This is a genomic window from Paenibacillus amylolyticus (genome assembly GCF_050990605.1).
In the GTDB taxonomy this organism is placed as follows: Bacteria; Bacillota; Bacilli; order Paenibacillales; family Paenibacillaceae; genus Paenibacillus; species Paenibacillus amylolyticus_H.
The window spans coordinates 6,096,850-6,123,051 of record NZ_CP158832.1; the positions used below are offsets into that span (position 1 = coordinate 6,096,850).

Genomic DNA, 26,202 nt, shown 5'->3' on the forward strand with positions numbered 1-26,202 from the left:
ATGAATCTACATATAGTATTTAACGTGAATTAAGTGAAACACAAAATCATTTTAGGAGGAACCTTACATGAACATGCTTGAGTATGCCACTCCACCGGCATCCGATCTATTATCCGACCTGGGAAGACGAATTATTGGCGCCGAAGACGCCGATACGCTGAGAGAAAATGCAAATCTGAACGGGGACTCCTTCAGCGGCAAGATGAGCAGGCTCGGTTCGGAGACCGCCAAGTGGCATGCTCTGCGTCATGTGTTGCCGGAAGAACTTGCCCAAGCTGTGGAGAACGGGGATCTGTATGTACACGATCTGGATCAGTATGCACTTGGAACGACCAACTGCATCTTTATCCCGTTTGACCGTCTCCTTGCTGCGGGTTTCAATACAGGCAACGGATCGGTTCGCACACCTCAGACGATCATGTCTGCCATGGCCCTGGTTGCGATCATCTTCCAATCCCAGCAAAACAGTCAATATGGCGGTGTATCGGCCAATAAGATTGACTGGGATTTGGCCCCTTATGTACAGCGATCGTTCCGCAAACATTATCGCAAAGGACAACGCCTCTTTGGTGAACATATCCTGCTTGAGGATGAACAGCTTTATCTGGACAGCATCGAAGCGAAGAATCAGTGCCCACGCGCATATGCCTTCGCCTGTGAAGAGACTGAACTGGAGACAGGACAAGCTGCTGAATCACTGATTCATAACCTGAATACGATGAGCAGCCGGGCAGGTGGGCAGATTCCATTCACTTCACTAAACTATGGATTATGTACTTCTGCTGAAGGACGGTTGGTATCACGTTCGTTGCTGGAAGCGACCATTCGTGGCCTGGGCAACGGAGAGACCCCCGTGTTCCCTCAACATATTTTCCAATGTAAACAGGGGATCAATCAGGCTCAAGGCGAGCCGAACTATGACTTGTTCCGTCTCGCAGTCACCTGTTCATCCCGGCGGATGTATCCCAACTTTGTCAATGTGGATGCCTCCTTCAATCTGCCCTTCTATCATCCGGAAGATCCGGATACGATCATCGCCACCATGGGATGCCGTACACGTACACTGGCCGATCGGTTTGGTCGCAATCGTCAAAGTGGTAAAGGTAATCTGTCCTTCAACACCATTAACCTCGTCAAGCTGGGCATCCGGTTTGGTATCTGCCAAGGTGACAGAGCTGTTGCTGACCGGGCCGGTTTCTACACTGCTTTGGAGTCAGTTATGCATAATGCCGCTTCCGGCCTGCTGCACCGCTACCGAATTCAGACAGCACAGCCTGCCAAGGCATCGGACTTCATGATGCGGGAGGGTGTATGGGAAGGTGGAGAACAACTTGCACCGAACGAGCCCGTTGCCGATCTATTAAAGCATGGAACGTTATCTCTTGGTTTTATCGGTCTCGCTGAATGTATGACAGCTCTGTATGGGCGCCATCATGGGCAAGACCCTCATGTACATCGCGAAGCGCTCAACATTATTCGGACCATGAGAGAGTTCTGTGATCGGATGAGTGAGCAGCATAACTTGAATATCACACTGTTTGCCACACCTGCTGAAGGATTGTCCGGCAAATTCACGAAGATTGACAGAGAGCGTTATGGCCTCCTTGCTGGAGTTAATGATCGGGAGTATTATACGAATTCATTCCATATCCCGGTCTATCATACCCTTCCAGCTTATCGGAAGATTGAACTGGAGGCCCCGTTCCATACGTTATGTAATGCGGGTGCAATCTCCTATGTAGAGCTTGATGGAAACGTTCGGGCAAACACCGCAGCTTTCCTTCGAATTGTACAGTATGCACTGGCGCAGGATATCGGCTATTTCTCCATTAATCATCCGATTGATCGCTGCCCTGCATGTGGTTATGAAGGTGTCATCGGGGATGTATGCCCAGGCTGTGAAGCCCACGAGAACCATGTACACTTCCAACGGTTACGCCGCGTAACGGGCTATCTGACTGGAGATTACAAAGTACGCTTCAATGCTGCGAAGCAGGCCGAAGTGCGGGATCGGGTGAAACACCGGTGAATCTGTATGGATACATCCCGGAATCGGTCAATGAAGGGACAGGCCTGCGCGCCGTGTTGTTCATCAGCGGATGCCGACACGCCTGTCCGGGCTGCTTCAGCCCGGATTCATGGAGCTTTCGAGCGGGTGAACCCTTTACAGAGGAGCGGCAGCAGCAGATTCTGCATGAAGTGACGACCCATCCGTTGCTCGATGGCGTTACGTTGTGTGGTGGTGATCCCTTTTTCTCGGCTGCAGAATGTACGTCCTGGGTTCAGCAGCTTCGCGCTGCACGTCCTGATCTGACGGTATGGGCTTATACGGGGTTCGAATATGAGGAGCTGGTCACCGATCCTGCAAGAGCTGAACTTGCCCGCTTGTGCGACGTCATTATCGACGGGCGATACGTTGAAGCTGAACGTGATGTCTCCCTTCCCTTCCGCGGCAGTCGGAATCAACGTTTGATTGATGTCAGTGCAACACTAGCCACTCGAACCATCGTTACAATGCAGCTCAGTATGCTGTAGGCACGGGTCCCCAGCGGACTCGTGTCTTTTTGGCGTATATTGGTCTTCTTTAAGAAATGAGTTTTATCCATTCTCTCTATTTTCTTCTCTATTGCATGACGATATATAATATAGGTAGTTATTAAGTTAGCATTTAAAATTTAACCGTTTACATAAGGTAACCAGGGAGGAATCATCTTCTATATGGATATTGTTCAAGCATTAATTACATGTATGCCTTTCTTTCGAGATACGATTCGTCAGGATGTAACCCTCTCCGTTATTGATCATGAAAAATTCTTATATTTCTCAGCAGGGGCATCGTTAAAGCAACTGAATTATCAACCCGGCGACCCTCTATTGGATGAAAATCGAAATTTTGCTGATCTTAACGGCGGTACAGTCAAACGATTTGATCACTACCCTAAAGATTTATTCGGTGTTCCTTTTGACGTAGCTTTTATTCCCATTAAAAATGAGAAAGGTGAAGTCATCGCCCTGTTCAACCTGCTCTACAGTATGGATGACCAGGATCAGCTGCAACAGCTCATGGATGCAACCGAAAATCTGACCAACCAGTTAATTGACAGTGTACAGCATGTAGCCGCGCACTCCGAGGAACTCAGTGCCACAACCGAAGAGATTCGGAACAACTCCAAACAAGCCGTACAGAAATCAGGCAATGTAACTCAGGTTGCCAGCTTCATTCGTGAAATCTCCGAACAAACCAATCTGCTCGGCTTAAATGCAGCCATTGAAGCGGCTCGTGTAGGTGAAGCAGGTGCAGGTTTCGGCGTAGTAGCCAAAGAGATTCGCAAACTGTCTGTCGATACCAAGGAAGCAACGGCCCGGATTGAAGATTCTCTTCTCTCGGTCCGGCAATCCATTCAAGGCATGGAGAATGAACTGGGTGAGATCACTGCAAGCTCCCAAGAGCAGGCTGAACTCGTAAACAATTTTATGAGCACAATTGAGCAACTGAATGAAACCAACAAACAATTGAAGCAATTTGTGCAAAAAATGATTACGTTTGACGGTAAATAAAAATACGTTTGATGGAAATAAAAAATGCGTTTCATAGAAAACAACAAACAAAAGCCTCCGAATGCCTTCGGAGGCCTTTTCATGAGCTATTTGACTTAACGAATCTCGAAGTGGCTGATGCGTACACCTGCGGACAGCACAATGTATACATCCTGCGCACCTGATGCACCCGTGAGTTCAGCCGTAACGGTGGACCACTGCTGGGCCTCACCTTGTGCCAGTTCCACACGTCCTGCGAGCGTACCCTCCGGTGAGCCAAGTCGCACTTCCAACACAGCGCCTGCTGGCTCTGCGGAGACACGCGCTTCAATTGCTGCTGCTCCACTACCCAGATCGGCATCCTTGAAAGCAATCCATCCTTGCTCTCCAACTACACGGACAGCACTTCCGCCCTCTTTGCTCTCATCCAGGTCAACACCCAGGTAAGCATCATAATTCTCGGCACGGGTAGCCACGCCCAGATTACGAGCTGGGATCGTCTCTCCTTCTACCGTCAGGTCTGCAACCAGCTGAACATCGGAGGATGACTTGGCAACCATGATGGAATAAGTTCCACTTTCCACAACATACCGATCACGAGTCACATCCCAGATTGCCAGTTCCTGAACAGGCAAGGTGAAGCTGACTTTCACTGTAGCTCCCGCTTCGATATGAAGACGCCGGAATCCTTTTAACGTTTTGAGTGGACGTTTCACCCGGGATTTGCCTGCACGAACGTACAACTGTACAACCTCGTCACTGGCAATTGAACCGGTATTGGTTACATCTACAGTTACCGTAACGCTGCCCTCTGTACCCACTTGAGTTGGGCTAAGTTCCAAATTGCTGTATTTAAACGTTGCATACGTCAGACCATGTCCAAACGGATACAATACATTACCTTCAAAATATTGATATGTCCGACCGGATTGAATGATATCGTAATCCTTGATGTCGGTCAGTTGAGCTGCCGATTGTACCCACGTCATGTTCAGACGGCCTGCTGGTGCATAGTCGCCATACAATACATCAGCTACTGCGTTACCCAGTTCCTGTCCTGCGTGCGAAGTATACAATACCGCCGGGATGTTCTCCTGAACCCAGTTGGATGTAAACGGATAACTACCCACGATAACGACTACCGTGTTCGGGTTTGCGGCATAAACCGCCTCAACCAGACGTTGCTGGGATTCGGCGAGATCCAGACTTGGACGGTCAATCTCTTCTTTACCATTGATAAGCGGATTGTTACCAACAAAGACAATTGCCGTTTCCGCAGCCTTGGCAGCAGCTACCGCTTCCTCAAGTCCATTCACAACCACATCCTGCTTGAATGTCTCTGTGGCACCAAAAGACTTCAGTTCTTCGGACACTGCAAATGCATCGTTTCCACCATTAGGTGCAGTTACCGTTTTGCCATTCCATGTGGTGAGACCTACACTACCATCCTGTTGTGGCAACAGGTGGAATACTTCCTTCACGAACCAGCCGTACACTTCATCTGCGGAAGCCGTTACGGTCTCTTCATCTGTGGTCAGATATTTGCCGTTGCTTTCCGCCTGCAAGGTATAACTTCCGAAGCCCCAGTCGGACACCATAAACGTCTCCGCTTCTCCCGAAGCAATAATAGGTGACTTCTCACCATCCGCCAGACCAATCTGCTTCCCATTGGCTACGGAAGTTAACGTAATGCGATCATTGCCATCCTTGAATGCTACTTTATCGCTGCCCACTTTGCCACGGATCGCTTCAAGCGGGGATACGTTATACGGCATGGTGCCTGCATACCAGTCACGATAGACCGTTCCGCCCAATTGACCAATCACAGCCACTTTACCAGCTTTTGTTTTGTCCAGTGGGAGTGTGCCTTTGTCATTTTTGAGCAGTACCACTTGTTCTCTCGCAGCTCTGAGCGACAGTTTTTTTGCTTTCTCCGTCATCATGGACTCTTCACCAATAGCAGCGTAAGGATCACCTTCTTCCGGATCAAACTCGCCCAGGCGGAAACGGACACGGAACGTATTGAATAGCGCCTTGTCGATGTCATCCATGGTGAGTGTACCTTGTTCCAATCCTTCACGCAGTGCCTGTTTGGACAGCTCTGCATCATCGGTAATGCTATCAATTCCGGCTTTAACAGACTCTACCGTACCTGGTGTATGGGAATCATAGTATTTATGATCGTTCTTGATGCCCATTACGTCGCCTGCATCACTGACAATGAAACCATCCATGCCCCATTCACCTTTGACAATCTCGTTCACAAATGGATGTAACAACGCTGGCGTACCATTAATGGAGTTGTACGCAGTCATCATGGACTGTGCACCGCCTTCTTTGAATGGCTTCTCGAACGCCTTCAGATAATACTCACGCATGTTGCGCGGATCGATGCTGGATGAACCGCTTCCGCGATCCACTTCGTTATTGTTAGCGAGGAAATGCTTCAAGGTAGCGACCGCTTTGTAATACTTGGGATGGTCGCCCTGAATTCCTTTGACCAATGCTGTCGTCAGCTCGGCTGTCAGTTCCGGATCTTCACCATACGCCTCTTCATTTCGTCCCCAGCGCGGGTCACGCTCCATATCCACTGTAGGTGCCCACAGCGTAAGACCATTCACTGCCGGATTGCGTTTATAAAATACACGTGCCTCGTCTCCAAGCACGGAGCCAATCTCCTTCATCAGATCCGCATCCCATGTGCATGCCAGCCCCACCGGTTGTGGGAAAGATGTTGCTTCTCCAAGCCAGGCCAAGCCGTGGGCCGCTTCTGTACCGTGTTTGTATGCAGGCACACCCAAGCGGTCTACTGCCGGCTGATATTGCAGCATGGATTCAATTTTTTCATCTTCCGTCAAGCGAGATACAAGGTCCTTCACACGGGTGTCTAACGCTAGTGCTGTATCTTGAAACGGATATTTTGTTTGGTTGGTCGTCATATGGAATCTCCTTTGGTTATCGGTAGTTTATTAAAATGATAGCGAATACATAAATTATAAAAAAGTGGGGGTTAATTCAGATGAATTTTTCTTCCAATGAATAAATTAATCCTTTTATAATCAACGTTTACAGCTATATAACTCTATCTCCTTTTTAAAACCTAAAACGGTTTCGATAATCTTATCATATAGCATGTTTAACAAAAAAAATAGAGGTTCTGTGCAGGAAATTGTGAACATCCCCCCTGCAAAATCTGAACAGCACCGTTTTTTCCTGGCACAGTGTGGTAATCATGAATAAGAGCACAACGACATGCGCTGAACAACATCCCATTCTGATAGATTGAAGATGATTAAGGAGGAAGAACAATGAGCGACAATCAGCAGCCAAAGACAGGTCTGCCCCCGGTCCCGGAATCACTGTGGCGTGCGACGCATGCATTCGATAGCTATCCGAAACTGACAGAAGATATTACCGCTGATGTGGCAATCATCGGTGCAGGCATTGCAGGCATTACTACAGCCTATTTGCTGGCCCAGACGGGTATGCGTGTGGTCGTGCTGGAGGCTGGAAAAGTACTGGATGGTACGACCGGCCATACCACGGCCAAGGTATCTGCACAGCATGGTGTCATATTCGATGAAATCATGCATCACTTCGGACAAGAACAGGCCCGGATGTATTATGAAGGCAATGCCGATGCTGCCAAATGGATGCGCAATCTGGTGCAGGAAAAACAGATTGATTGCCAGTGGGCAGAGGAAGATGCCTACGTCTATATTCAATCGGAGGAAAACATCAAAAAACTGGAAATCGAACTGACCGCCTATGGCAAACTCAATATTCCTGGTGAGTGGGTAGACCCGCTCCCTATTCCCGTTCCCGCCAGGGCAGGTATTCGCATGCCGGGTCAGGCACGCTTTGATCCGCTGGCCTATCTGCACTACTTGCTCGATTCCGCTGTGAAACAAGGGGTGCGTATCTATGAGCACACCACCGTAACCGATGTGGAGGAGGATGCTTCCCTGCATGTCAGAACTTATGGAGACGGTCCATCCGTAACAGCGGAACATATTGTCGTGGCTTCTCATTTCCCCGTCTATGATCCCGGATTTTATTTCACACGATTACACGCCGAACGATCCTACGCTGTATTAGTCGAACCGGAGAAACCTTATGCGGGCGGCATGTACATCTCGGACGATACACCGTACCGATCCCTACGTCCTGTCCTTCATGATGGAAAAGAACTCATTCTCTTCGGGGGAGAAAATCACAAAACCGGACAAGGCATCTGCACCTTCGGTCATTATGAACACCTGGAGCAGTTCGCAGCGGAGACATTTGGCATCCGCAACATTCCTTTTCGCTGGTCAGCCCAGGATTTGATCTCCATTGACAAGGTGCCTTACATTGGACCGATTACCGGAAGACATGAACGTGTCTATGTAGCCACCGGGTTTGCCAAATGGGGGATGACGACTGGCACGATGGCAGGACACCTTCTTGCGGATCGCATCACTGGACGTGATAATCCTCATGCCGCTGTATTCGATCCGGCAAGATTCAAAGCTGATCCTGGCATGAAGCACTTTATTGTGGAGAATATGAATGTAGCCAAGGAATTAATCTCTGGCAAAGTAGGCATTGTGCACAAAAAGGTTAGCGATATTGGCGAAGACGAAGGAGCCGTCGTTCGTCATAACGGCAAACGTGCTGGCGCCTACAAGGACACCAGTGGCAAGCTGTTCCTGGTGGATACCACCTGCACTCACTTGGGGTGCGAAGTCGAATGGAACAAAGGAGAGCGTTCATGGGATTGCCCATGTCATGGTTCCCGCTTCGATTATGCAGGCCATGTGATTGAAGGTCCTGCTGTGGAAGATCTTAAAATTCTGGACGCACAAGAGTAACTAACGTGCAGGGATTGTAATGTGTAAATCGCAGAACCAAAAGTTCATCTCTCAGACCGGATCGGAATCCGCCTCCAGACGGAAGTAACCGATCCGGTTTTTTCGTATGCTGAATTATAGCTTAACAACAGCAGCTTCAACTGAACATCAAAGATCAAACGAACATATTATCGATAAATCGTGATACGGAACTATTTTAAAGTCACTACCTTGCAATAAACAGTACTGAATGCTATGATGGTTTCACCACTACTGAACAATATACACTAGCGATAAATGAAGCTACTTAGGAGGAACCTGTGTGAATGTGAACATCCAGTTCAAAAAAGGGGTATTGGAGCTGTGCGTCCTGGTATTAATTAACCGCCAGGATCGGTATGGCTACGAACTGGCTCAGGCGGTCTCCAAACATATTGAAGTTGCTGAAGGTGCACTGTATCCCTTGCTTCGCCGACTTGTCAATGACGGTTACTGCACCACCTATCTGCAAGAATCAACGGAAGGACCGCCCCGCAAGTATTACCGACTGTCCGATACAGGTCGCGACTACATGACGGCACTGACGACAGAATGGAATGAATTTGTGCGCAATGTCGCAAATCTGATTGAGGAAGGAACCCCTAATGAATAGACAACAATTTATGAAAGCCATGGAAATTCATCTACGGCCGATGGACCCACTCGAACGGGCTGAGTTGCTCGCCGACTATGAACAACATTTCGAGCTTGGATTAAGAGAAGGCCGACTGGAGGAAGAGATTGCTCGCGAACTGGGACACCCGGAAGAGATCGCCAAGGAAGCACTTGGTGATCGTTATGACATTCATACGCCGGGTTCAGATGCGTTCTATGCACCGACGTATCGTGAAATGCGGTCACCTAGAAACAGCACCAGAGCCACTCGCAACTTTTTCACAGCCATCGGCCTGTTATTCCTGAATCTGATGCTTGGCATTCCACTTGGTCTTACTCTATGGTCAGTATGGCTTACGCTCGCCAGCCTATCCTTGCTGGTCTTGGCTCCTGTGGCAGCAGTGGTGGACTTCGTATTCCTTGGCCAACTCGATAAAGCAGAAATTTTCGTTGCGATTGGCGTATTCGGTGTCGGCATTTGTTTTGCCATTGCATCGAAGTACGTTTACAGAGCCTTCAAAAATATCACTCTACAATACATTCAATGGAATAAAAACACGATGAAAGGAGATGTTTCCGCATGAGCACCAAGAAATGGCTTGCGGTCGCCGTGATCTGTATCGGAATAGGTTTGCTTGGAACATCCATCTATGGCGTTCAGTTCGGGGATGAACGAGAACATTATTCCAAAAGATGGGATTTCAAAGCAGATGAATTACAAAACATGATTATCCATGCTAATTTCAGTGCAGATATTGAATTTGTCGTAAGCCCGGATTCCAATGGTTATATTGAAGTGGATGGCAAATGGGACCCTGCCGTAGTCAACAGCTTCAAACAGGCCACTTTATCCAACGGCACATTCCAACTGTCTCAGACAGAACGTGAACGATTGCAACTTTTCACCCTGTATTGGAATGATCAAGACTCCAAAATAACGGTTGCTCTGCCTGAAGGACACCAATTAAATGAGGTTAAACTGTACTCCTCTTCAAGTGACTGGGATCTAACGGATCTGAGTGCCAATCAGCTTGAGCTGAATAACACCTCAGGTTCCATACGTCTGGAAAACATCAAAGCTTCCAAGATTGAGTTGGCTCTAACTTCTGGTGACATTACCGCTTCCATGATTAATGGAGACATGACCGTGAAACAGACATCCGGAAGTCTTACTGCTGATCAGGTAGTTGGTCAAGTAAACAGTAAGATTAAATCAGGAGATATTGAGATCACTGAATTAAACGGCGCAGCAGATGTTCAATTCACTTCGGGTAGCATTCATATTGAACAGTCTCATTCCGCCCCGATTAATGCGTCTGGAACATCAGGAGATATATTCATTCAAGCTGCACCTGATTTTGACGGAATTTATGACGCTAAGGCTACTTCCGGAGATGTAGAGATACCTGAATCGCCAATGGTGAGCCGGGAAGTGATCAAGGCCCGTACCTCCTCTGGCAGCATCGAGATTACCAAATAGTGATGAAGCAAATTTCCGAACTGTGGGTAATATAGTATAATCAGATGCCAGACCATTTCTAAGGAGGAATTACCCACATGGAACTTAAAAATAAAACAGCTGTCATCACAGGTGCCGGTAAAGGTATCGGCCGTGCGATCGCTGAAGCACTTGCCAAAGAAGGTGTGCACCTTGGACTTATCGCACGTACCGCTTCGGATCTTCAGGCTCTTCAGCAATCTCTTAGTCAAGAATATGGTGTAAAAGTAACCAGTGCCGTAGCAGATATCTCGGATCGCACACAGGCGGAAGCCGCTGTAGCAGCCATTGAGATGGAACTCGGTGCGGTGGATATTCTGATCAATAATGCAGGTATCGCAAGTTTTGGCACCCTGCTGGATATGGACCCGGAAGAGTGGGAACGCATCCTGCATGTTAACGTTATGGGTACATATTACGTCACACGCGCTGTTCTTCCAAGCATGATTAAGGAAAGCAGCGGCAGCATCATCAATATCGCTTCCACTGCAGGTGAGCGCGGATTCGCTACAGGTTCGGCATACTGCGCATCCAAATTTGCGCTACTTGGCATGACCGAATCCCTGATGCAGGAAGTACGCAAGTCCAACATTCGTGTGACGGCGCTGACTCCAAGCACCGTTAATACGGAGCTTGCGACCAATGCCGGACTGAAAATTGGCGACGAAGATCGCATGATGCAAGCGGAAGATGTAGCTGAACTTGCACTCGCAACGCTCAAGCTGTCTGACCGCGTATTCGTTAAAGCTGCAGGCATCTGGACAACGAATCCACAATAGATAGAGTGCTTCTGACCTTTCTAACGAATTCTCAATGTCTGCTTAGAATCATCGTATAAGCCTCGCTCAGTTCGTTAGAAATATGAAAAAGGACGTTCCCATTGTACATGTATGCATGTTCGCATGTTCATGACTTGGAAGCCGTCCTTTTTTTAATTCTACAAATGATCCAAACCTAATTCCTTGGACACCGCAATGAGCACCACCGCAGTCTCCTCCCCAATATTAGTCACTTCATGGGGCACTATCGCATTCCAGGTAAACGAATCACCTACTTCAAGAACTTCCACATCTTCGCATTGCTCCGCACGAATCTTTCCCTGTAACACCAGATGGCTTTCCTCCCCGGCATGTTTGCTAACCCCTGTCGATGCGCCTGGAGGCAATTCTACAATGGACATGCGCATTGCACCTTTAGCGGTAAGCTGCTGCACTTTGATCTGTCCACTTCCAGCTGTCGTTTCCTTGCGCTCGTTCTTGCGTACCACGTTCATCCGTTGCTCCGGTGTCAGCAGCAAATAGGGAAGTGGCACTTCCAGATAATCCGCAATACTTTCAAGCGTAGCAATGGAAGGTGATGTTTTGTTATTTTCCACGTTGCTGATAAAACCTTTGGACAAACCGGTCCCCTCACACATCTGCATGATCGTAATCTGTTTCTGTTTGCGGATCGTACGAATAGCCAAGCCAATATCCATATGGCGTCCCTCCCCTTCTATTGATCTATATAAGACACCAGACGTAAGCTTAGCTACTCAGGTTATCTATTCGGCGCTTGCCTCAACAAATATAATTCGATTGCCAAACGGATCCGTCACAGTCATTTCCCTTGAATTCCAAGGTGTTTCCTCGATACCCGGTCTGGAATATGTGTACTTTTGCAAAAGAAGTCTATCCCGTAACGCATCCACATTGTCCGTCTCCACCCGCAAGGCAGCTCCAGGTGTACAATCTCCATGATGTTCGGACAGATGAATCACGATGGAATCAAGCGAAACCTGCATATATAAGGGCATATCCGGTTCGAATCGATGTTCCCAGTCCAATTGGAAACCCAGGTATTCAAGGTAGAACTCTCTAGCTTTATTTTCATCAAATATTCTCAAAATAGGCACGATACTCTTTAACATCCTGATCACGTCCTCGGGAATAAGATATGAATCATTCTCAGCGGCTTATCTAATAATTACAATCAAGGTTTCTTATACATAACATATATTCATCATACAAAAAAAATGTTGACCCTACAATGAAAGCATGATAAATTTTGTTCATAAATAGGAATATTTATTTCATATTAGTGAACTTTATCGTCAGATCAATATTTTCACTCAATCCTCATCAGGTGGTGCTTTTAATGAATTCTCCTTATATACATGAAGTCCGATTACCGTCTCACTACAATCCAAATCAACGTTATCCCGTGATTTTCGCCTTACATGGCATGGGATCGGATGAACAGGATATGCTTCGTTTGATGGAGCCCCTGCAGTCTGATTTCATTATTGTCGCCATTCGCGGGCCTATCGTTCAGGGTAGTGGTTATGCTTATTTTCAGATTAAAAGCATTGGCAATCCCATCCGTGAATTGTATGATGCCTCCGTGCTGGGACTACAACAATTAATTGTGGATCTGTCTGCCAAATATGCTATTGATCCCACGCGGCGTTATATCGCCGGATTCAGCCAAGGCGCCATTATGGCGATGACTTTATCGCTGATTATGGGAGATGCCATTAAAGGCATTGTAGCGATGAGTGGGTACATCCCGCTATTTGTGAAAGACGAGTACAAGCTGCAACCCGATTCGGAGCTGTCCGTGTTCATCTCCCATGGGGATCAGGATCATCTATTCCCGCTGCAACTGGGCGAAGATAACGCCGATTTCTTCCGTCAATATACCGATCACGTCACATATGTACCTTACAACGGTGGGCATCAGGTGACCCCCGATCTATATCAACAATTCCAACAATGGCTTCGGAAGGACGCGAATCTGACTACCGAAGACCTGAACGAAGATCTGAAAGGACTGAATTCATAATGATGCCATCCCTGTTTATTGCTCACGGTGCCCCATCACTGGCACTGGAGGAGAATGCCTACACCGAATTTTTGCAGAAACTTGGACAGGAACTGCCAAAACCTAAAGCCATCATATTGTTCTCAGCTCACTGGGAATCCACAACTCAGCTTGTATCCTCGGTAACCCATTACGAAACTATCTATGATTTCGGCGGTTTCCAGCCCGAGCTGTATCAGATCAAATATCCGGCTCAAGGACAGGCAGAGACCACAGCCGAAGTGGAGCGTTTATTTGCAGAGTCTGGGATTCCGGTACAAACGGATGATGTTCGTGGCCTGGATCACGGGGCTTGGGTTGTTCTGCGCCTGCTCTACCCAGATGCGGATATCCCCGTAGTTGCTCTGTCTGTGAATCGCTATCTGACAGGTGAGCAGCAATATCAGGTCGGACAGGCGCTCGCTTCCTTGCGTGAGCAAGACATTCTCGTCATTGGCAGCGGCGGAACCGTTCACAATCTACGTCGTTTGAACTGGGAAAGTAACGGCGTTGACCCGTGGGCATCCGAGTTCGATAACTGGCTGCAGGACAAGCTGGTGAGTTGGGACACGGAGTCTCTCTTCTCCTATGATACACTGGCACCTTCAGCTCAAGCCGCCGTGCCTACGCCGGAGCATTTTGTACCGCTGTTACTCGCCATGGGTGCGGGAGATCAGAACAAGCGATCATCACTCCTGTTCAAAGCCTATCAGTATGGCAACCTGAGCTTGTCCTGTTGGAAGTTTGATTAAAGAGGACTTTGTGAAAGGTTAGTTTCACTTATATAGTAGATAAATAACTAGCGTGAGTTACAGGTGGTTCCCCTGTTGCTCACGCTTTATTTGTTGTTACCGCCTTTGAATAATGAGACCATTGTAGTATGTAAAGCAAGGACTCCGGTTTCTTGTGTGCTTTTCCGGATTATAACTATAATATGAGGTGAAATCAGGCACAGTTTACTCGCATATCACTCACCATATTATCTGAATAGCTCATACGGAGGGAATTGGATGCCAGAACAGCGTATATATGGATTGATGGATGAACTGGATATGTTGCTGGAGGAGAAGGTACAGGATGAGGAAAACCGGGAGCTGCTCACCGCATATCGCGAGTTTGAAGGCGTGACGGATGAGCAGCTTGACGCATTCGAGCGTGAACAAGGTATTCGATTGCCTGCTGATTTTCGTGCGTTTTATAAACGTAAAAATGGGAGCGGTTATGCCTTTCACGTCTTGTATCCAAGCCTTGAGGATGGAAAGGAATCCGAACCATTTTATCTGTTATCCCTGGAAAAGATTCAACAGGAGCAGTCCACGCTGGTGGAGAACCGCATGGATGATTATTTTACCGAAGAAGAGATCCGTGAGCTTGATCCCCGAATCAAACCTTACCTTTTTCAAAAGAAATGGGTTACGTTTGGCAAGCTTGGAGGCGGTTCGCTGTATCTGATGTTCGACTTTGATCCGACAGAGCAAGGAACAGTTGGGCAGATTATTATGTATGTGCATGACCCGGATTTTGTATATTATGTCGCTGGGACGTTTACGGAACTGTTGGAGCAGTCCAACCGGAATTTACGTGCACTGGAGGCTATCGAGTACTGAGTTGCACATGGTGATATGACCTTTTTTGCATAATGATGGGATATGTCAAAGCGGTTATAATAACATTTAGTGGAAATGCACATGCTGTATAGATAAACTGCCTTTTCTACACCTAATACATTGATCTGGGAGGAACAACCGAAGTGGCTGAACAACCGAAGTCTGAGAGCTTTATGTCTCTCGTCAAAAAAGGAAACACATCTTCCGCCGTAGCGATGGCAGGTAATGCGGTTCTTGCGGTGTGCAAAGGGGGAGCCTTCCTATTCAGTGGCAGTGGCGCCATGTTCGCTTCGGCGATGCATTCACTCGCTGATGCCATTAACCAAGGGTTTGTCTTTGTCGGAAGTGTGTTGTCCGAGAAAAAACCTACACGCCGCTTCCCGACCGGATTCGGACGGGTCATTAACATTTTCTGCATGATCGCCGTGATTGTCGTGACGATTATGGCCTATGAGACCATTCATGAGGGGATTCACCTGCTCCAGCATCCTGCGGGCCATTCAGGGGGGCTCTGGATTAACATCGGTGTGCTCATCTTGAACATTCTGATTGATGGGGCCATTCTGATCAAAGCCATGAAGGAAATTCTAAAAGAAGCACGCGCACCCAAAGCCGCCGGATTTGCCTTGGTCCCTGCTGCCATCAAAAACGTTGGCCGTGCTGCGCCACCAACCCGTCTCGTATTCTACGAAGATGTTGTCGCTGTACTTGGTGCCCTGCTTGCATTAATCTCTGTCGTGGTTATTGCCCTGACCAATTTTGCATTGCTTGATGGGATCGTGACGACGATCATTGGATGTCTGATGATCGCTGTCGCCTTCCGTGTCGGTTACGATAATATGATCGGATTGATCGGGGTAGCGGCTCCCCAGGATATTGAGGACAAAGTGTCCCAAACCATTCTGGCAGACCCACACGTTGCTGACATTCAGATGATGCGTATTATTCAGGAAGGCCGTTATTATCATGTGGAAGGTCTGATTGAGTTGACCAAAGGACTCAGCCTGGCTGATGCGGATGACATCAAGTTCCGTATTCAGGAGAAGTTGATGACAAACCCCGACATCGCGGACGCAGCCATCTCCATCATTGAGGATGACGGTGTGAACAGCTGGGGCAAGAAACATTCAGATGTGGTGAAATAACGAACTTCGCTTTTGATGAAAAAATGACAGAACCCACTCTTCAACAGAGTGGGTTTTTAGTATGTTCAACTATACGCTTATCTTCAGAGAGCTAGTTTCCCAAAAATGTTTACCTAGACTTTGGTCTAGGTTCACTTTAACTCCAAAGACGGAGGATTAACTTTTCCAGTTCATGGTATGCTGTGAATAACGAAAGTAATTGCTCTACATACAACTGTTCGGAAAATTGATTTTGTATTGAGAAGGAGAGATATTATGGCTAAACGTACGATCCTTGCGCCTGTTCTCATTTTGCTGGGCGTGTACCTGATTTTGAACCAGGGAGGTTCACTCGGTCCGGGTACGATCTTTGCGAACTTCTGGCCCACATTATTCGTGATTCCACTCGGGCTTTTCTTCCACTGGCTGTACTTCTCCATGATTGGCAGAGGGGTAGGACTGCTGGTTCCCGGTGGGTTGTTGCTCACGGTTGGTATTGTCTGTCAAATCGCTATGCTGTTTAACAACTGGGGTACGATGTGGCCGGGCTTCATCTTGGCTGTTGCTGTTGGACTATTCGAATTGTATTGGTTCGGTGGTCGGAACAAATGGTTGCTGATCCCCATCAATATTCTAACGGTTATATCGTTGCTGTTCTTCGCTGTGATGTCGATTGGCACGATGCTGAGCAGCTTGAGCTTTATCCAACCGTTCGTGGCAATTGTTCTGATTATGGGTGGGGCGTGGATCATGGTGGGTCGCAAAAAGCGTATGTAACCCTTTATTCGTTTCCACTTGATCACTGCGGTGACAGAACAACTTCGGATCGCTGTTATCCCCGGATTTTTTTGAATCCCATCTGAAATGGGAAATCTGGTGATAAAGGCGAACGCTCCGCTTCCTTCGTTTGTTCTGTCCCCTCCGTTAACGTGTGCACGAAAAAACATAACCTGCGCTTTTGCTCTGAAGTAGGTAATAAAAAATGGGTTGTTGCTCGTCATTCAAATGAAATGACGAGCAACAACCCGTTTTGTCTTTTTTACAGAATCTAATGAACTGTGTACACGCTATTGGCGGTTATTTACTGTGCATTTTAAACTCCAGGAACAGGTCGTTATAATGCGAGAGCATTTTTTTGCCCAGATTATCGTAGACCTCCAGCTTGCCTGTCAGTGTCTCGTCTGGATAGAAACGTTCATCCTCCGAGATGTCCTCTGGCAGCAGCTTAAGGGCCTCAGCGTTCGGAGTGGAATACCCGACATACTCCGCATTGCGAGCGGCATGATCCGGGTCCAGCATGAAGTTGATAAACTGGTGTGCCCCTTCAATATTACTCGCCGTCTTCGGAATAACCATGTTATCGAACCAGAGGTTCGAGCCTTCTTCCGGCACCATGTAATCCAGCTTGTCGTTCTCATCCATAATCTCGGATGCATCCCCGGACCATACAAGTCCAACTGCCGCTTCCTCGTTCGCAAGCAGCATCTTGATCTCGTCACCCACAATTGCTCTGACGTTCGGTGTTAATGTTGACAGCTTCTTCAGCGCTTCCTGCAGATGATCTTCGTTGGTATCGTTCAGGGAATACCCGAGACTGTTCAATCCCATGCCAATGACTTCACGTGCGCCATCAAGGAGCAGGATTTGATTTTTCAAACGTGGGTCCCACAGGTCATTCCAGCTATCAAACGTCAACCCGTCCACCAGTTCAGGATTGTATACAATCCCCACCGTGCCCCAGAAATACGGAATGGAGTAGTTGTTGCCTTCATCAAAGGACAAGTCCATGAATCGCGGATCAATGTTGTCCAGGTTGGTTAATTTGTTATGATCGAGTGGCACGAGCAGGTCTTCTTCTTTCATTTTGCTAATCGCATATTCGGAAGGAATCGCCACATCAAACGTCGTACCGCCCTGCTCAATCTTGGTCAGCATCGCTTCATTGGAGTCAAACGTCTGATAGATGACCTTAATGCCTGTCTCGTCCTCAAACTCCTTGAGCAGATCGGGGTCGATATAATCGCCCCAGTTATAGATGGTCAGTGTGTTGCCGCCAGAATACCCCTGACTCTTGTTCAGATACGAAGCCAGGATCATAAGAGCAAAGGCGGCCACAAAAACAAGCGCAAATGTCCGTACCAGTTGCTTCATGGACGCAGCCCCTTTCCTCCAGGTGGTATCCGTGTTGCACGGCGGTTAATGAAGTAATATCCGACCACCAGCAGCACCGTGAGCAGGAATAACAGGGTAGACAATGCATTGATGGACAACGAAACACCCTGCCTTGCTCTGGAGTATATCTCTACCGAGAGCGTGGAGTATCCATTACCCGTGACAAAGAAGGTTACTGCAAAATCATCCAGCGAGTACGTCAAGGCCATGAAGAATCCGGCAAAAATACCGGGTTTCACGTATGGCAGCACTACACGCGTCAGAATCTGCCATGAGCCAGCACCCAGATCACGCGCCGCATCCATCAGTGTTGGACTCATCTCCTGCAGCTTCGGCAGGACCATAATCACGACAATGGGTACGCTGAATGCGATATGAGATAACAGAACCGAGGTGAAGCCCAGTTTGATGCCAATCATGGTGAATAGAATCAGGAATGACGCACCAATGATGACATCGGGACTGACGATCAGCACGTTGTTGAGTGACAGAAGCGTGTTCCTGGTCCGTTTGCGACGTACATGGTAGATCGCCAGTGCTCCTGCTACACCAAGGATCGTTGAGATGGCCGATGACAGCAACGCAATGATAAATGTATTCAGCACAATGATGAGCAGCCGTGTATCGGCGAACACCTCTCTGTACCATTCAAGCGTGAATCCTTCGAAGCTGCGCATATGACCGCCACTATTGAAGGAGTAGAAGATCAGATACGCAATGGGTGCGTACAGGATGGCGAATACAACGGCCAGATAGACGTTAGACAGCTTTCCGTTTCTTCCCATTACGCACCTCCTTCTTGCCTGATCCGGTCAGGAACATAATAATCGCCATCGCAATAATCAAAAAGACGGCAATCGTAGAACCCATCCCCCAGTCCTGGGTGACGAGAAAATGCTGTTCAATCGCAGTTCCCAGCGTAATTACACGGTTTCCCGCAATGAGGCGGGTAATCATGAACAGAGACAGCGCAGGAATAAATACAGCCTGACAGCCTGATTTCACCCCGCTAATTGTCAGCGGAAAGATAACCCGGCGGAACGTCAGCCAAGATGAGGCTCCCAGATCCCGAGCCGCGTAGATCAACGATGGATTCATCTCTTCCAGCGCATTGAAGATCGGCAGAATCATGAATGGAATGAAGATGTACACCGAGACAAAGATAAAGCTGAAGTCGGTGAACAATATCTGCTGTGTACCAATACCCACAACTTCAAGCAGGGAGTTGGTCAAACCGTACGTTCCAAACAGGCCGATGAAGGCATACGCTTTTAACAAGAGATTGATCCAGCTTGGCAGAATGATCAACAGCAACCACAGCTGCTTGTGCTTCGTCCGGGTCAGCATATACGCCGTTGGATACGAGATCAGCAGTGAGAACGCCGTAATCAGAAATGCATACCAGAACGAACTGAGCGTCATCTGCAAGTACACCGGCGTGAAGAATCGGGCGTAGTTGTCAAACGTAAAGTTACCCTCCACATCGAAGAACGAATAATAGATGACCAGCAGAACCGGCGCCACAACAAACAACACCATCCATAATACATATGGAATCAGATACGCATTGCGTGTGCTGGCCTTAGTCTGCATGAGCGGCCTCTTGGTAGGCTTCAAGTCGTTTGTCGAACTCTTCTTCGGTCTCGTTAAAGCGCATGACGTGTACAGCTTCCGGGTCAAAATACAGTCCAATCCGCGCACCGACAACGGCTTTCTTGGTTGAATGAACCAGCCACTCATTGCCCGCATCGTCGTATGTGGAGATCTCGTAATGCACCCCGCGGAATAACTGGGAGTCTACATTGACCTTCAACTTGCCTTGTTCTTCAGTTGTAATCTCCAGATCCTCTGGGCGAATGACAATCTCTACCGGCTCGTCCGGCTGGAGACCCTGATCGACACACTCGTGCTGTGCGCCAGCAAATTCCACCACAAAGTCCTGCTTCATTCTGCCCGATACAATGTTCGATTCTCCGATAAAGTCCGCCACAAAACGGTTAATCGGCTCATCATAGATATCGTTCGGCGTACCGCTCTGTTGAATCACACCGCCATTCAGGACAAAGATCTCATCCGACATCGCCAAGGCCTCTTCCTGATCATGCGTAACAAAGATAAACGTAATGCCCAGTCGCTGTTGCAACTCGCGCAGCTCATACTGCATCTCAGTCCGCAGCTTCAGATCGAGTGCAGACAAAGGCTCGTCCAGCAGCAGAATTTCGGGTTCGTTCACAATGGCACGTGCAATCGCAACACGTTGTCGTTGTCCACCGGACATTTCACCAATTTCACGGTTCTCATAGCCCGAAAGATTGACGAATTTGAGGGCTTCCAACACTTTGCTGCGAATTTCAGCTGTTTTCATCTTTTTGATCCGCAAACCAAAAGCCACGTTCTCAAATACATTCAAATGTGGAAATAACGCGTAATCCTGAAATACGGTATTCACCTGCCGCTGATGGGCTGGCACCCGGTTGATGAGCGCACCATTAAAATAAATACTGCCCTGTGTCGGCTCCGCAAAACCGGCAATCAGCCGCAATATCGTTGTTTTCCCGCAGCCCGATGGCCCAAGAAGCGTATAAAATTTACCCCGCTCAATCTCAAAGCTGACTGCCTTCAATACGGCTTCATCCTGATCGTATTGCTGAGTCACCGCTTCGAAGCGGATAATCGGTTGTTGTTCTGACATGCTCTACATCGCCCCCTTATACTTGAGGTACCTCTTTATTCTGTACACTTTCGTTCTGCATCCTTATAGATAACCCATCTATTATATATGATTCAGGTATATCCGCAACGGTTTTGATGTAAACACCGCGTGTCATTTTCTTCTTATTTTCAAGAATCCTGCATACATTACGGGTATATGTCGATATCTACGCAATCCTTTGGGAAATGAAGCACGTTTTGGATTCCATTTTATGTGTGAGAGGAGTCTTCGCTCTTGGATATTCGTCGTAACCTGCCCTTGCTGATGACGATCTGTTTCCTAAGTCAGATGGGCGGATTCATGATCCTGCCTCTGTTCCCTTTATATATTGAGGAATTCGGCCTGTCCGGCTGGATGATGGGGGTTATTTTTGCGCTCTTTTATGTCGGGAAAGTGATTGGTGGCATTCCTGCTGCGGCAGTTTATAAGAAACTCGGGGGTAAACGTGCTCTCATCTTCATGCTGGTACTGCTCGCTGTCTGCATGGGTGGCTTCGCGGTGTCTTCTGCTGCGGAGTTGTTCGGCCTGCTCCGACTGCTGCAAGGGCTGGCTTCCACCGGACTTACCGTAGTCGTGCGTTCCATCATCGGGGATGGGGGTAATGTAGACAACCGCGGCCTGTACAATGGGTATATCAGCAGCAGTGAAGGTGGCGGCATGGTGCTCGGTCCGGTCATCAGTGGCTGGCTCGCGCTACACTGGCCGTTGTCCGTTCCTTTTCTGCTTGTTACGTTATGTTGTCTGATGGCCGTGGTCGCTGCGATGGGAATGAAGACGGCGGCACCTCCTCTACTTTCAACAACATCTGATGCACTACATACGCAAGGTACGGATATCTCCCAATCCAATCAAGCTCCCGACTCCATAACGATTAACCCAACTACAGAACTCACCCAGCGTCAACAGCTTCTCGGCTACGGTACAGTACATTTTCTGGAGATGAGCGCCTATGCGGTGTTTCTCACCTACTTCGCACTGTATGCGGCTCACATCATGCATTGGGACTCCTTTGCCACCAGTCTCGCTTTCACTGTATCCGGCATTTCTACGCTTGCCGCTGCCCCATTTGTTGGTTATCTCTCTGACCGGATGGGGGATCGTCTGTTGCTGTGCATGCTCGGCATGTTCCTGATCGGAATCGAAGTTGCTGTATTTCTAAGTACGTCCTCCCATCTATGGGTCTACGTTGGCATGCTGATTGGCGGGGTTGGCGGTGCATGTTATATGGATTCGTTCTTTGCTCATATTGGGGATCACATCCCGGACGAGAGCCGAAGCTCTGTCATAGGCAACATTGTCTCTGCGGCCGAGATCGGCTCCATCGTATCTCCACTGGTTGCCGCGTTGCTTATGGAGGTTGGTTCGCTGTACTCCGTGTTTGTGTTCAATCTGGTACTGATCGCGGCAGCCATTGGCGTTCAGGGTATGATGCGCAGTCGGTACCGATTGAAAGAGGGGGAGCCCTTCGTTTGATAAAAAAAGGATCACAAAAAATAACCCGTCTGCACAATTTAATGTGCAAACGGGCATTTCATTGGTTCATCTCCGGCTTGTGGCTGGGGATGATCTACCTGTGCATTCTGCTGCTCGCTGCTTCGCAGCTCTGCGGCAGATGCCACGCCATCTTTCAGCGTATACGCCTGATCCTGATGGAAAAAGTTCGGCTTCACAATCTCATTGCGATACGAGCTGTGGAAAATATGCGTCGTTGCCGGGGAGACTGGCGGAATCAGCCACACCCAATCCCCGGTCAGCTCACGCCCAGCCTTCTCTTCCCGCTGTTCAAACATCGCAAATTGCGCTGCCGCTGTGTGGTGATCCACAATGCTCACGCCTGCTTTCTTAAACGAATGCAGGACCGCGACATTCAACTCCACCAACGCCCGGTCCTTCCACAATGTCGTTTCACTTGACGTATTCAACCCCAAGGCTGCCGCCACTGCAGGCAGCTTGTTATACCGGAACGTATCTGCCAGATTACGGGCGCCAATCTCGGTACCCATATACCAACCATTAAACGGTGCTGCCGGGTAGGATATACCGCCAATCTCCAGACGCATATCGGCAATCATCGGAACGCCGTACCAACGCATGCCCAGATCGGCAATCTCATCCCGCTCCGGGTGTTCGATCATCACTTCCACAATCTCTTCTTCGGGTACAACATACCACTCTGGGACTTGTCCTTGCGCCTGAATAATGAGCGGTAACACATCATAGGGGCTACCTGCCCCCTGCCAGCCAAGGGACATAGCCGCCTTGGTCAACTCCACGGAAGCAGGATCTCCAATAATGCCTTGCTCTGTCTCATATCCTGCATAACGAATGAGCTGATGATTCCAGACACGTACCGGAGCTCCATTTGGTCCATCCGGAGGAAGGATCGTAATCATCGGAATGACTTTACCACCGTTGGATGCCACATGAATATGATTCAACACAGCATCCGCTGCCGTTCCTGCCGTATCGGCATGACGGGCATCCACAATCCGCAATTTATCCCAGAACAGCCGCCCGATGCATCGGTTGCTGTTCCGCCAGGCCATTTTGCAACCCTGCTCCAATTCTTCTGTGGTATGCACATAGGTACCCGTTACTTCGATCTCCTCCATAACAGCAACAAGCCGGGCCTGCGCGTCTTCACGCGAATGGCCCAGCTCTTCATAACATGTATATATAAACCGTTCAGCTTCTTCCTGCAATTGTTCCAGGTCTGACCGCATCATTCATTCCACCATTCTGTACATCTTGGATGCCATCATTATACGGCAAGCGCACTGGATTTGTAAGCGAACGGGCACTTTGTTCACGGACTCTACATATCGTTGTCAGGATGAAGGGTAACTTTGCTTATTTGCCCAGAAATGCGTTTAACATCCAGACCTCTTTATCCAGCGCAGCGGTGAATCCAATTAACATATCTTCTGTTGCGTTATCTTCTGCTTCTCCCGCTTCGTGAATACCTTGATGAATCACTTCCACCATGGTACGCAGATCAGCAACCACCGACTCTACCATACGCTCAGCAGACAACGGGCCTTGTGCCTCTTCAATTGGAGACAGACGCAGCTGTTCAGCCATCGTAGCCACCGGACGTCCACCCATAGCCAGCAAACGTTCTGCAACTTCGTCCATATTTGCCGTAACCAAGTTGTACAGTTCTTCGAATTTGGCATGCAGTGTGAAGAAATGTGGCCCTTGGACATACCAGTGGAAGTTATGCAGTTTCGTGTATAGTACGGACCAACCTGCGATCTGACGGTTCAGGACCTCTTGAAGTGCTGTGGCGTTGTTAGCAAAAGTGTTGTTTCTAGTTTGGATTGTGCTCATGGAATTTATCCCCTCTCGAATATAAAAATAGAATTTAAATGATTGTTATGGCGTTGCTTTGATTCATCATTTTAATTTAGACTTAATCTAAATCTTGTTTTAATTATAACATCGTATACACTGTTTGGGAAGGCTTTTGCACTGTCTTGTAAATGAAGATTCCATGAAGTACAGCTTCATAGAAACGACGGCACAGGCAGGTAACAAAATGATTTTAAGCAAATTCTCCCCCGACCTATTGGAGCTATGATAAACTCATCTGATTGGGTTGCCATCAATTGTATGGATAAGATGAGATGATACTCATATTAAAGACAATTATCGTTACAGGAAGTTAACTTAGTCACGATTGCGGAGGTAAACATGAGGATATTTCAATTTAAAGAAGAGTCAGGGAAAAAGATTACCAAATTTGATTCTAATTTCATCATGTCACGTATTACGCAGACCGACAAAACAGCTCAGATCGGATGTATGCACTTGCCTGAGGGTGGAGTAGTAGGTTATCACCAAGCTGTGGTTCCTCAACTGCTTTTAATCGTAAGTGGAGAAGGTTGGGTTAGAGGCGAAGCAAATGAATACATTAAAATGCATTGTGGGGAAGCCGTACTCTGGGATAAACATGAATGGCACGAAACCAAAACAGAAGCTGGACTCATGGCCATTGTAATTGAAAGCGAAGAGTTAGACATCTCATTATTAATGCCTTTATAGAAGGTATAACGTAAGAAATGAAGTCTTTCTTTAAACACCAATAAGCAGACCTGCACCTAAAACGGTAACAGGACTGCTCCTTTCAACATATGTCTCCTTAAACTCGGACAACCTCAAAAGTCAGAATACGACTGATTTCTTCATAGCTCGACGCTACAAAATGAGGCTGATGATCAGACTCCGATTGCGCCTCCCGATGATTAAACCATATAACTGTCCAGCCTGCATCCACTGCACCTACCACATCATTACGCCACGAGTCTCCAATGTAATAGCTGGAACGGGGAGCTGTCCCGGACTGCTTACTCACATATTCAAACAACCTGCGATCTGGCTTGGCATAACCAGTCATACCGGAGATGAAAATCAGATGCTCTTCCACGAGGCTGAGCACATCCAGTGCTTCAAGCTTGCGGCGCTGATGCTCTCCTTCTCCATTGGTGATTAGACCAACAGTATGGCCCTCTGCCTGAAGCCTTCTAATCAACTCATATGCTCCTTCAAAAGGCACAATCTCAAACTGTCTGCTCAGATACTGAGCTTGCAGTTCTTCAGCCTGTCCCGATTGTAGGGGGAGTCCAAACTCCTCCATCGTCAACTCAAACCTTCGACGGCGCATTCTCTCCACCGCATCCGGCTCCGGTACAGCAGACAGATCTTCTTGTGCAGACAACCAGTCACTATAATAGCGAAAACGGTGGTAGGCCTCAGCATAAGGGAAATCATCCGGCAGGCCGAGAACGTCCTGCAACGCATCACGAAGCGGCTGCAAGTGATCATATAAGGTATCATCTACGTCGAAAAATATGGTTTTAGCATCATGTTTATTGGAAAACATGAGTTGATATCCCCTCCTTTTACCTCATCAAATAATACGAGTATATTCTAGTTATATTTAAATAAACTAGAGAGTTGTTAATTTCATGAAGTTATTTGCATTAATATTGAATGTTATTTTCCTCCTATCCGTGGTTGATATTATGGTTTTTTGAAATTTCTATGAAACCATTGACAAACTAAGTCCTAACAGGAAAATCAGAAAGTTGCAATATTAGACTGTTGATTCTCTTTACGATGCATATAAAAAATTACCGAAAGTCAAATTTAAGTTAACTAAGATGAAAATCAGGGCTTGGCATAAACCAGAATTCATAACTAAACCTATTGATTTTTTTATATA

Annotated in this window: 25 protein-coding genes; 15 read left to right on the forward strand and 10 right to left on the reverse strand. The window is 47.8% G+C overall.

Going from position 1 to position 26,202, the window contains the following annotated elements:
- Positions 1 to 67: 67 nt before the first annotated feature.
- The 3 genes from ABTV53_RS26845 to ABTV53_RS26855 all read left to right on the forward strand — a co-directional run bounded on the left by ABTV53_RS26845 (position 68) and on the right by ABTV53_RS26855 (position 3,558).
- A complete protein-coding gene (locus ABTV53_RS26845) occupies positions 68 to 2,029 on the forward strand; it encodes an anaerobic ribonucleoside triphosphate reductase (RefSeq protein ID WP_433748346.1) in 1,962 nt (653 codons plus the stop codon).
- The gene (gene nrdG / locus ABTV53_RS26850; protein ID WP_433748349.1) at positions 2,026 to 2,535 is read left to right on the forward strand and encodes an anaerobic ribonucleoside-triphosphate reductase activating protein; all 510 of its coding nucleotides are present in this window, start codon (positions 2,026 to 2,028) and stop codon (positions 2,533 to 2,535) included. Before ABTV53_RS26845 ends, nrdG begins: the two co-directional genes overlap by 4 nt.
- Before the next feature lie 183 nt (positions 2,536 to 2,718).
- Entirely contained in the window at positions 2,719 to 3,558 is an 840-nt protein-coding gene (locus ABTV53_RS26855) for a methyl-accepting chemotaxis protein (RefSeq protein ID WP_433748352.1), read from the forward strand.
- Positions 3,559 to 3,653: 95 nt separating this feature from the next.
- On the opposite strand, the gene ABTV53_RS26860 is transcribed toward ABTV53_RS26855, so the two are convergent.
- Complete coding sequence (locus tag ABTV53_RS26860; protein WP_433748354.1) at positions 3,654 to 6,476, reverse strand: glycoside hydrolase family 3 C-terminal domain-containing protein; 2,823 nt, start codon at positions 6,474 to 6,476, stop codon at positions 3,654 to 3,656.
- Positions 6,477 to 6,845: 369 nt separating this feature from the next.
- On the opposite strand from ABTV53_RS26860, the gene ABTV53_RS26865 reads away from it, so the two are divergent.
- The 5 genes from ABTV53_RS26865 (at position 6,846) to ABTV53_RS26885 (ending at position 11,300) form a co-directional block, all read left to right on the forward strand.
- Positions 6,846 to 8,390 (forward strand): FAD-dependent oxidoreductase, encoded by a 1,545-nt coding sequence (locus ABTV53_RS26865; RefSeq protein WP_433748357.1) that lies wholly within the window; start codon positions 6,846 to 6,848, stop codon positions 8,388 to 8,390.
- A gap of 301 nt (positions 8,391 to 8,691) precedes the next feature.
- Entirely contained in the window at positions 8,692 to 9,021 is a 330-nt protein-coding gene (locus ABTV53_RS26870; RefSeq protein ID WP_091036026.1) for a PadR family transcriptional regulator, read from the forward strand.
- Positions 9,014 to 9,607 (forward strand): DUF1700 domain-containing protein, encoded by a 594-nt coding sequence (locus ABTV53_RS26875; RefSeq protein WP_433748360.1) that lies wholly within the window; start codon positions 9,014 to 9,016, stop codon positions 9,605 to 9,607. The genes ABTV53_RS26870 and ABTV53_RS26875 overlap by 8 nt, the downstream gene beginning before the upstream one ends.
- Positions 9,604 to 10,503, forward strand: a complete 900-nt coding sequence (locus tag ABTV53_RS26880; RefSeq protein WP_433748362.1) for a DUF4097 family beta strand repeat-containing protein — start codon at positions 9,604 to 9,606, stop codon at positions 10,501 to 10,503. Before ABTV53_RS26875 ends, ABTV53_RS26880 begins: the two co-directional genes overlap by 4 nt.
- Before the next feature lie 77 nt (positions 10,504 to 10,580).
- On the forward strand, positions 10,581 to 11,300 hold the full coding sequence (locus ABTV53_RS26885; protein WP_133386164.1) for a 3-ketoacyl-ACP reductase: 720 nt from the start codon (positions 10,581 to 10,583) through the stop codon (positions 11,298 to 11,300).
- 158 nt (positions 11,301 to 11,458) lie between these two features.
- Here ABTV53_RS26885 and ABTV53_RS26890 read toward each other — a convergent pair whose 3' ends face one another.
- On the reverse strand, positions 11,459 to 11,998 hold the full coding sequence (locus ABTV53_RS26890) for a helix-turn-helix domain-containing protein (RefSeq protein ID WP_433748365.1): 540 nt from the start codon (positions 11,996 to 11,998) through the stop codon (positions 11,459 to 11,461).
- 66 nt (positions 11,999 to 12,064) lie between these two features.
- The gene (locus tag ABTV53_RS26895; protein WP_433748368.1) at positions 12,065 to 12,430 is read right to left on the reverse strand and encodes a glyoxalase superfamily protein; all 366 of its coding nucleotides are present in this window, start codon (positions 12,428 to 12,430) and stop codon (positions 12,065 to 12,067) included.
- Between the two features lie 227 nt (positions 12,431 to 12,657).
- Here ABTV53_RS26895 and ABTV53_RS26900 point away from each other — a divergent pair, with 227 nt between their 5' ends.
- From ABTV53_RS26900 to ABTV53_RS26920, 5 genes are all read left to right on the forward strand, one after another.
- Positions 12,658 to 13,344 carry an alpha/beta hydrolase gene (locus ABTV53_RS26900; protein ID WP_433748371.1) on the forward strand — a complete coding sequence of 229 codons (687 nt, stop codon included), beginning with the start codon at positions 12,658 to 12,660 and terminating at the stop codon, positions 13,342 to 13,344.
- A complete protein-coding gene (locus ABTV53_RS26905; protein ID WP_433748374.1) occupies positions 13,344 to 14,114 on the forward strand; it encodes a DODA-type extradiol aromatic ring-opening family dioxygenase in 771 nt (256 codons plus the stop codon). Before ABTV53_RS26900 ends, ABTV53_RS26905 begins: the two co-directional genes overlap by 1 nt.
- A 258-nt stretch (positions 14,115 to 14,372) precedes the next feature.
- Positions 14,373 to 14,969, forward strand: coding sequence for an SMI1/KNR4 family protein (locus ABTV53_RS26910; RefSeq protein ID WP_433748377.1), 597 nt, complete (start codon positions 14,373 to 14,375; stop codon positions 14,967 to 14,969).
- A gap of 143 nt (positions 14,970 to 15,112) precedes the next feature.
- Positions 15,113 to 16,114: a cation diffusion facilitator family transporter gene (locus ABTV53_RS26915; RefSeq protein WP_433748380.1), complete on the forward strand. Its 1,002-nt coding sequence runs from the start codon at positions 15,113 to 15,115 to the stop codon at positions 16,112 to 16,114.
- A 255-nt stretch (positions 16,115 to 16,369) separates the two neighbouring features.
- Complete coding sequence (locus tag ABTV53_RS26920; protein ID WP_221825597.1) at positions 16,370 to 16,870, forward strand: hypothetical protein; 501 nt, start codon at positions 16,370 to 16,372, stop codon at positions 16,868 to 16,870.
- Between the two features lie 300 nt (positions 16,871 to 17,170).
- Here the strand turns inward: ABTV53_RS26920 and ABTV53_RS26925 are convergent, their stop codons facing one another.
- From ABTV53_RS26925 to ABTV53_RS26940, 4 genes are read right to left on the reverse strand one after another with little or no spacing between them, the layout of a single operon-like run.
- Positions 17,171 to 18,244, reverse strand: a complete 1,074-nt coding sequence (locus tag ABTV53_RS26925) for an ABC transporter substrate-binding protein (RefSeq protein WP_433748384.1) — start codon at positions 18,242 to 18,244, stop codon at positions 17,171 to 17,173.
- Positions 18,241 to 19,050 (reverse strand): ABC transporter permease, encoded by an 810-nt coding sequence (locus ABTV53_RS26930; protein WP_215077886.1) that lies wholly within the window; start codon positions 19,048 to 19,050, stop codon positions 18,241 to 18,243. Before ABTV53_RS26930 ends, ABTV53_RS26925 begins: the two co-directional genes overlap by 4 nt.
- The gene (locus ABTV53_RS26935; protein WP_433748388.1) at positions 19,025 to 19,858 is read right to left on the reverse strand and encodes an ABC transporter permease; all 834 of its coding nucleotides are present in this window, start codon (positions 19,856 to 19,858) and stop codon (positions 19,025 to 19,027) included. Before ABTV53_RS26935 ends, ABTV53_RS26930 begins: the two co-directional genes overlap by 26 nt.
- On the reverse strand, positions 19,848 to 20,957 hold the full coding sequence (locus tag ABTV53_RS26940) for an ABC transporter ATP-binding protein (protein ID WP_124116634.1): 1,110 nt from the start codon (positions 20,955 to 20,957) through the stop codon (positions 19,848 to 19,850). Before ABTV53_RS26940 ends, ABTV53_RS26935 begins: the two co-directional genes overlap by 11 nt.
- 255 nt (positions 20,958 to 21,212) lie before the next feature.
- Here ABTV53_RS26940 and ABTV53_RS26945 point away from each other — a divergent pair, with 255 nt between their 5' ends.
- Positions 21,213 to 22,451, forward strand: coding sequence for an MFS transporter (locus ABTV53_RS26945; RefSeq protein WP_433748392.1), 1,239 nt, complete (start codon positions 21,213 to 21,215; stop codon positions 22,449 to 22,451).
- A gap of 38 nt (positions 22,452 to 22,489) precedes the next feature.
- Here the strand turns inward: ABTV53_RS26945 and ABTV53_RS26950 are convergent, their stop codons facing one another.
- Positions 22,490 to 23,701, reverse strand: a complete 1,212-nt coding sequence (locus tag ABTV53_RS26950) for a nitric oxide synthase oxygenase (protein ID WP_433754350.1) — start codon at positions 23,699 to 23,701, stop codon at positions 22,490 to 22,492.
- A 127-nt stretch (positions 23,702 to 23,828) separates the two neighbouring features.
- Positions 23,829 to 24,308: a Dps family protein gene (locus tag ABTV53_RS26955; protein ID WP_433748395.1), complete on the reverse strand. Its 480-nt coding sequence runs from the start codon at positions 24,306 to 24,308 to the stop codon at positions 23,829 to 23,831.
- Between the two features lie 363 nt (positions 24,309 to 24,671).
- On the opposite strand from ABTV53_RS26955, the gene ABTV53_RS26960 reads away from it, so the two are divergent.
- A complete protein-coding gene (locus tag ABTV53_RS26960; RefSeq protein ID WP_433748397.1) occupies positions 24,672 to 25,022 on the forward strand; it encodes a cupin in 351 nt (116 codons plus the stop codon).
- Positions 25,023 to 25,119: 97 nt separating this feature from the next.
- Here ABTV53_RS26960 and ABTV53_RS26965 read toward each other — a convergent pair whose 3' ends face one another.
- The gene (locus ABTV53_RS26965) at positions 25,120 to 25,860 is read right to left on the reverse strand and encodes an HAD family hydrolase (RefSeq protein ID WP_433748400.1); all 741 of its coding nucleotides are present in this window, start codon (positions 25,858 to 25,860) and stop codon (positions 25,120 to 25,122) included.
- Positions 25,861 to 26,202: the final 342 nt, after the last annotated feature.

Bases quoted from the DNA above. Each gene is read 5' to 3' on its own strand.
- ABTV53_RS26845 (WP_433748346.1), top strand. From the start codon at position 68: ATGAACATGCTTGAGTATGCCACTCCACCGGCATCCGATCTATTATCC.
- ABTV53_RS26855 (WP_433748352.1), top strand. From the start codon at position 2,719: ATGGATATTGTTCAAGCATTAATTACATGTATGCCTTTCTTTCGAGAT.
- ABTV53_RS26860 (WP_433748354.1), bottom strand. From the start codon at position 6,476: ATGACGACCAACCAAACAAAATATCCGTTTCAAGATACAGCACTAGCG.
- ABTV53_RS26865 (WP_433748357.1), top strand. From the start codon at position 6,846: ATGAGCGACAATCAGCAGCCAAAGACAGGTCTGCCCCCGGTCCCGGAA.
- ABTV53_RS26875 (WP_433748360.1), top strand. From the start codon at position 9,014: ATGAATAGACAACAATTTATGAAAGCCATGGAAATTCATCTACGGCCG.
- ABTV53_RS26880 (WP_433748362.1), top strand. From the start codon at position 9,604: ATGAGCACCAAGAAATGGCTTGCGGTCGCCGTGATCTGTATCGGAATA.
- ABTV53_RS26885 (WP_133386164.1), top strand. From the start codon at position 10,581: ATGGAACTTAAAAATAAAACAGCTGTCATCACAGGTGCCGGTAAAGGT.
- ABTV53_RS26890 (WP_433748365.1), bottom strand. From the start codon at position 11,998: ATGGATATTGGCTTGGCTATTCGTACGATCCGCAAACAGAAACAGATT.
- ABTV53_RS26895 (WP_433748368.1), bottom strand. From the start codon at position 12,430: ATGTTAAAGAGTATCGTGCCTATTTTGAGAATATTTGATGAAAATAAA.
- ABTV53_RS26900 (WP_433748371.1), top strand. From the start codon at position 12,658: ATGAATTCTCCTTATATACATGAAGTCCGATTACCGTCTCACTACAAT.
- ABTV53_RS26905 (WP_433748374.1), top strand. From the start codon at position 13,344: ATGATGCCATCCCTGTTTATTGCTCACGGTGCCCCATCACTGGCACTG.
- ABTV53_RS26910 (WP_433748377.1), top strand. From the start codon at position 14,373: ATGCCAGAACAGCGTATATATGGATTGATGGATGAACTGGATATGTTG.
- ABTV53_RS26920 (WP_221825597.1), top strand. From the start codon at position 16,370: ATGGCTAAACGTACGATCCTTGCGCCTGTTCTCATTTTGCTGGGCGTG.
- ABTV53_RS26925 (WP_433748384.1), bottom strand. From the start codon at position 18,244: ATGAAGCAACTGGTACGGACATTTGCGCTTGTTTTTGTGGCCGCCTTT.
- ABTV53_RS26930 (WP_215077886.1), bottom strand. From the start codon at position 19,050: ATGGGAAGAAACGGAAAGCTGTCTAACGTCTATCTGGCCGTTGTATTC.
- ABTV53_RS26935 (WP_433748388.1), bottom strand. From the start codon at position 19,858: ATGCAGACTAAGGCCAGCACACGCAATGCGTATCTGATTCCATATGTA.
- ABTV53_RS26940 (WP_124116634.1), bottom strand. From the start codon at position 20,957: ATGTCAGAACAACAACCGATTATCCGCTTCGAAGCGGTGACTCAGCAA.
- ABTV53_RS26950 (WP_433754350.1), bottom strand. From the start codon at position 23,701: ATGCGGTCAGACCTGGAACAATTGCAGGAAGAAGCTGAACGGTTTATA.
- ABTV53_RS26955 (WP_433748395.1), bottom strand. From the start codon at position 24,308: ATGAGCACAATCCAAACTAGAAACAACACTTTTGCTAACAACGCCACA.
- ABTV53_RS26960 (WP_433748397.1), top strand. From the start codon at position 24,672: ATGAGGATATTTCAATTTAAAGAAGAGTCAGGGAAAAAGATTACCAAA.
- ABTV53_RS26965 (WP_433748400.1), bottom strand. From the start codon at position 25,860: ATGTTTTCCAATAAACATGATGCTAAAACCATATTTTTCGACGTAGAT.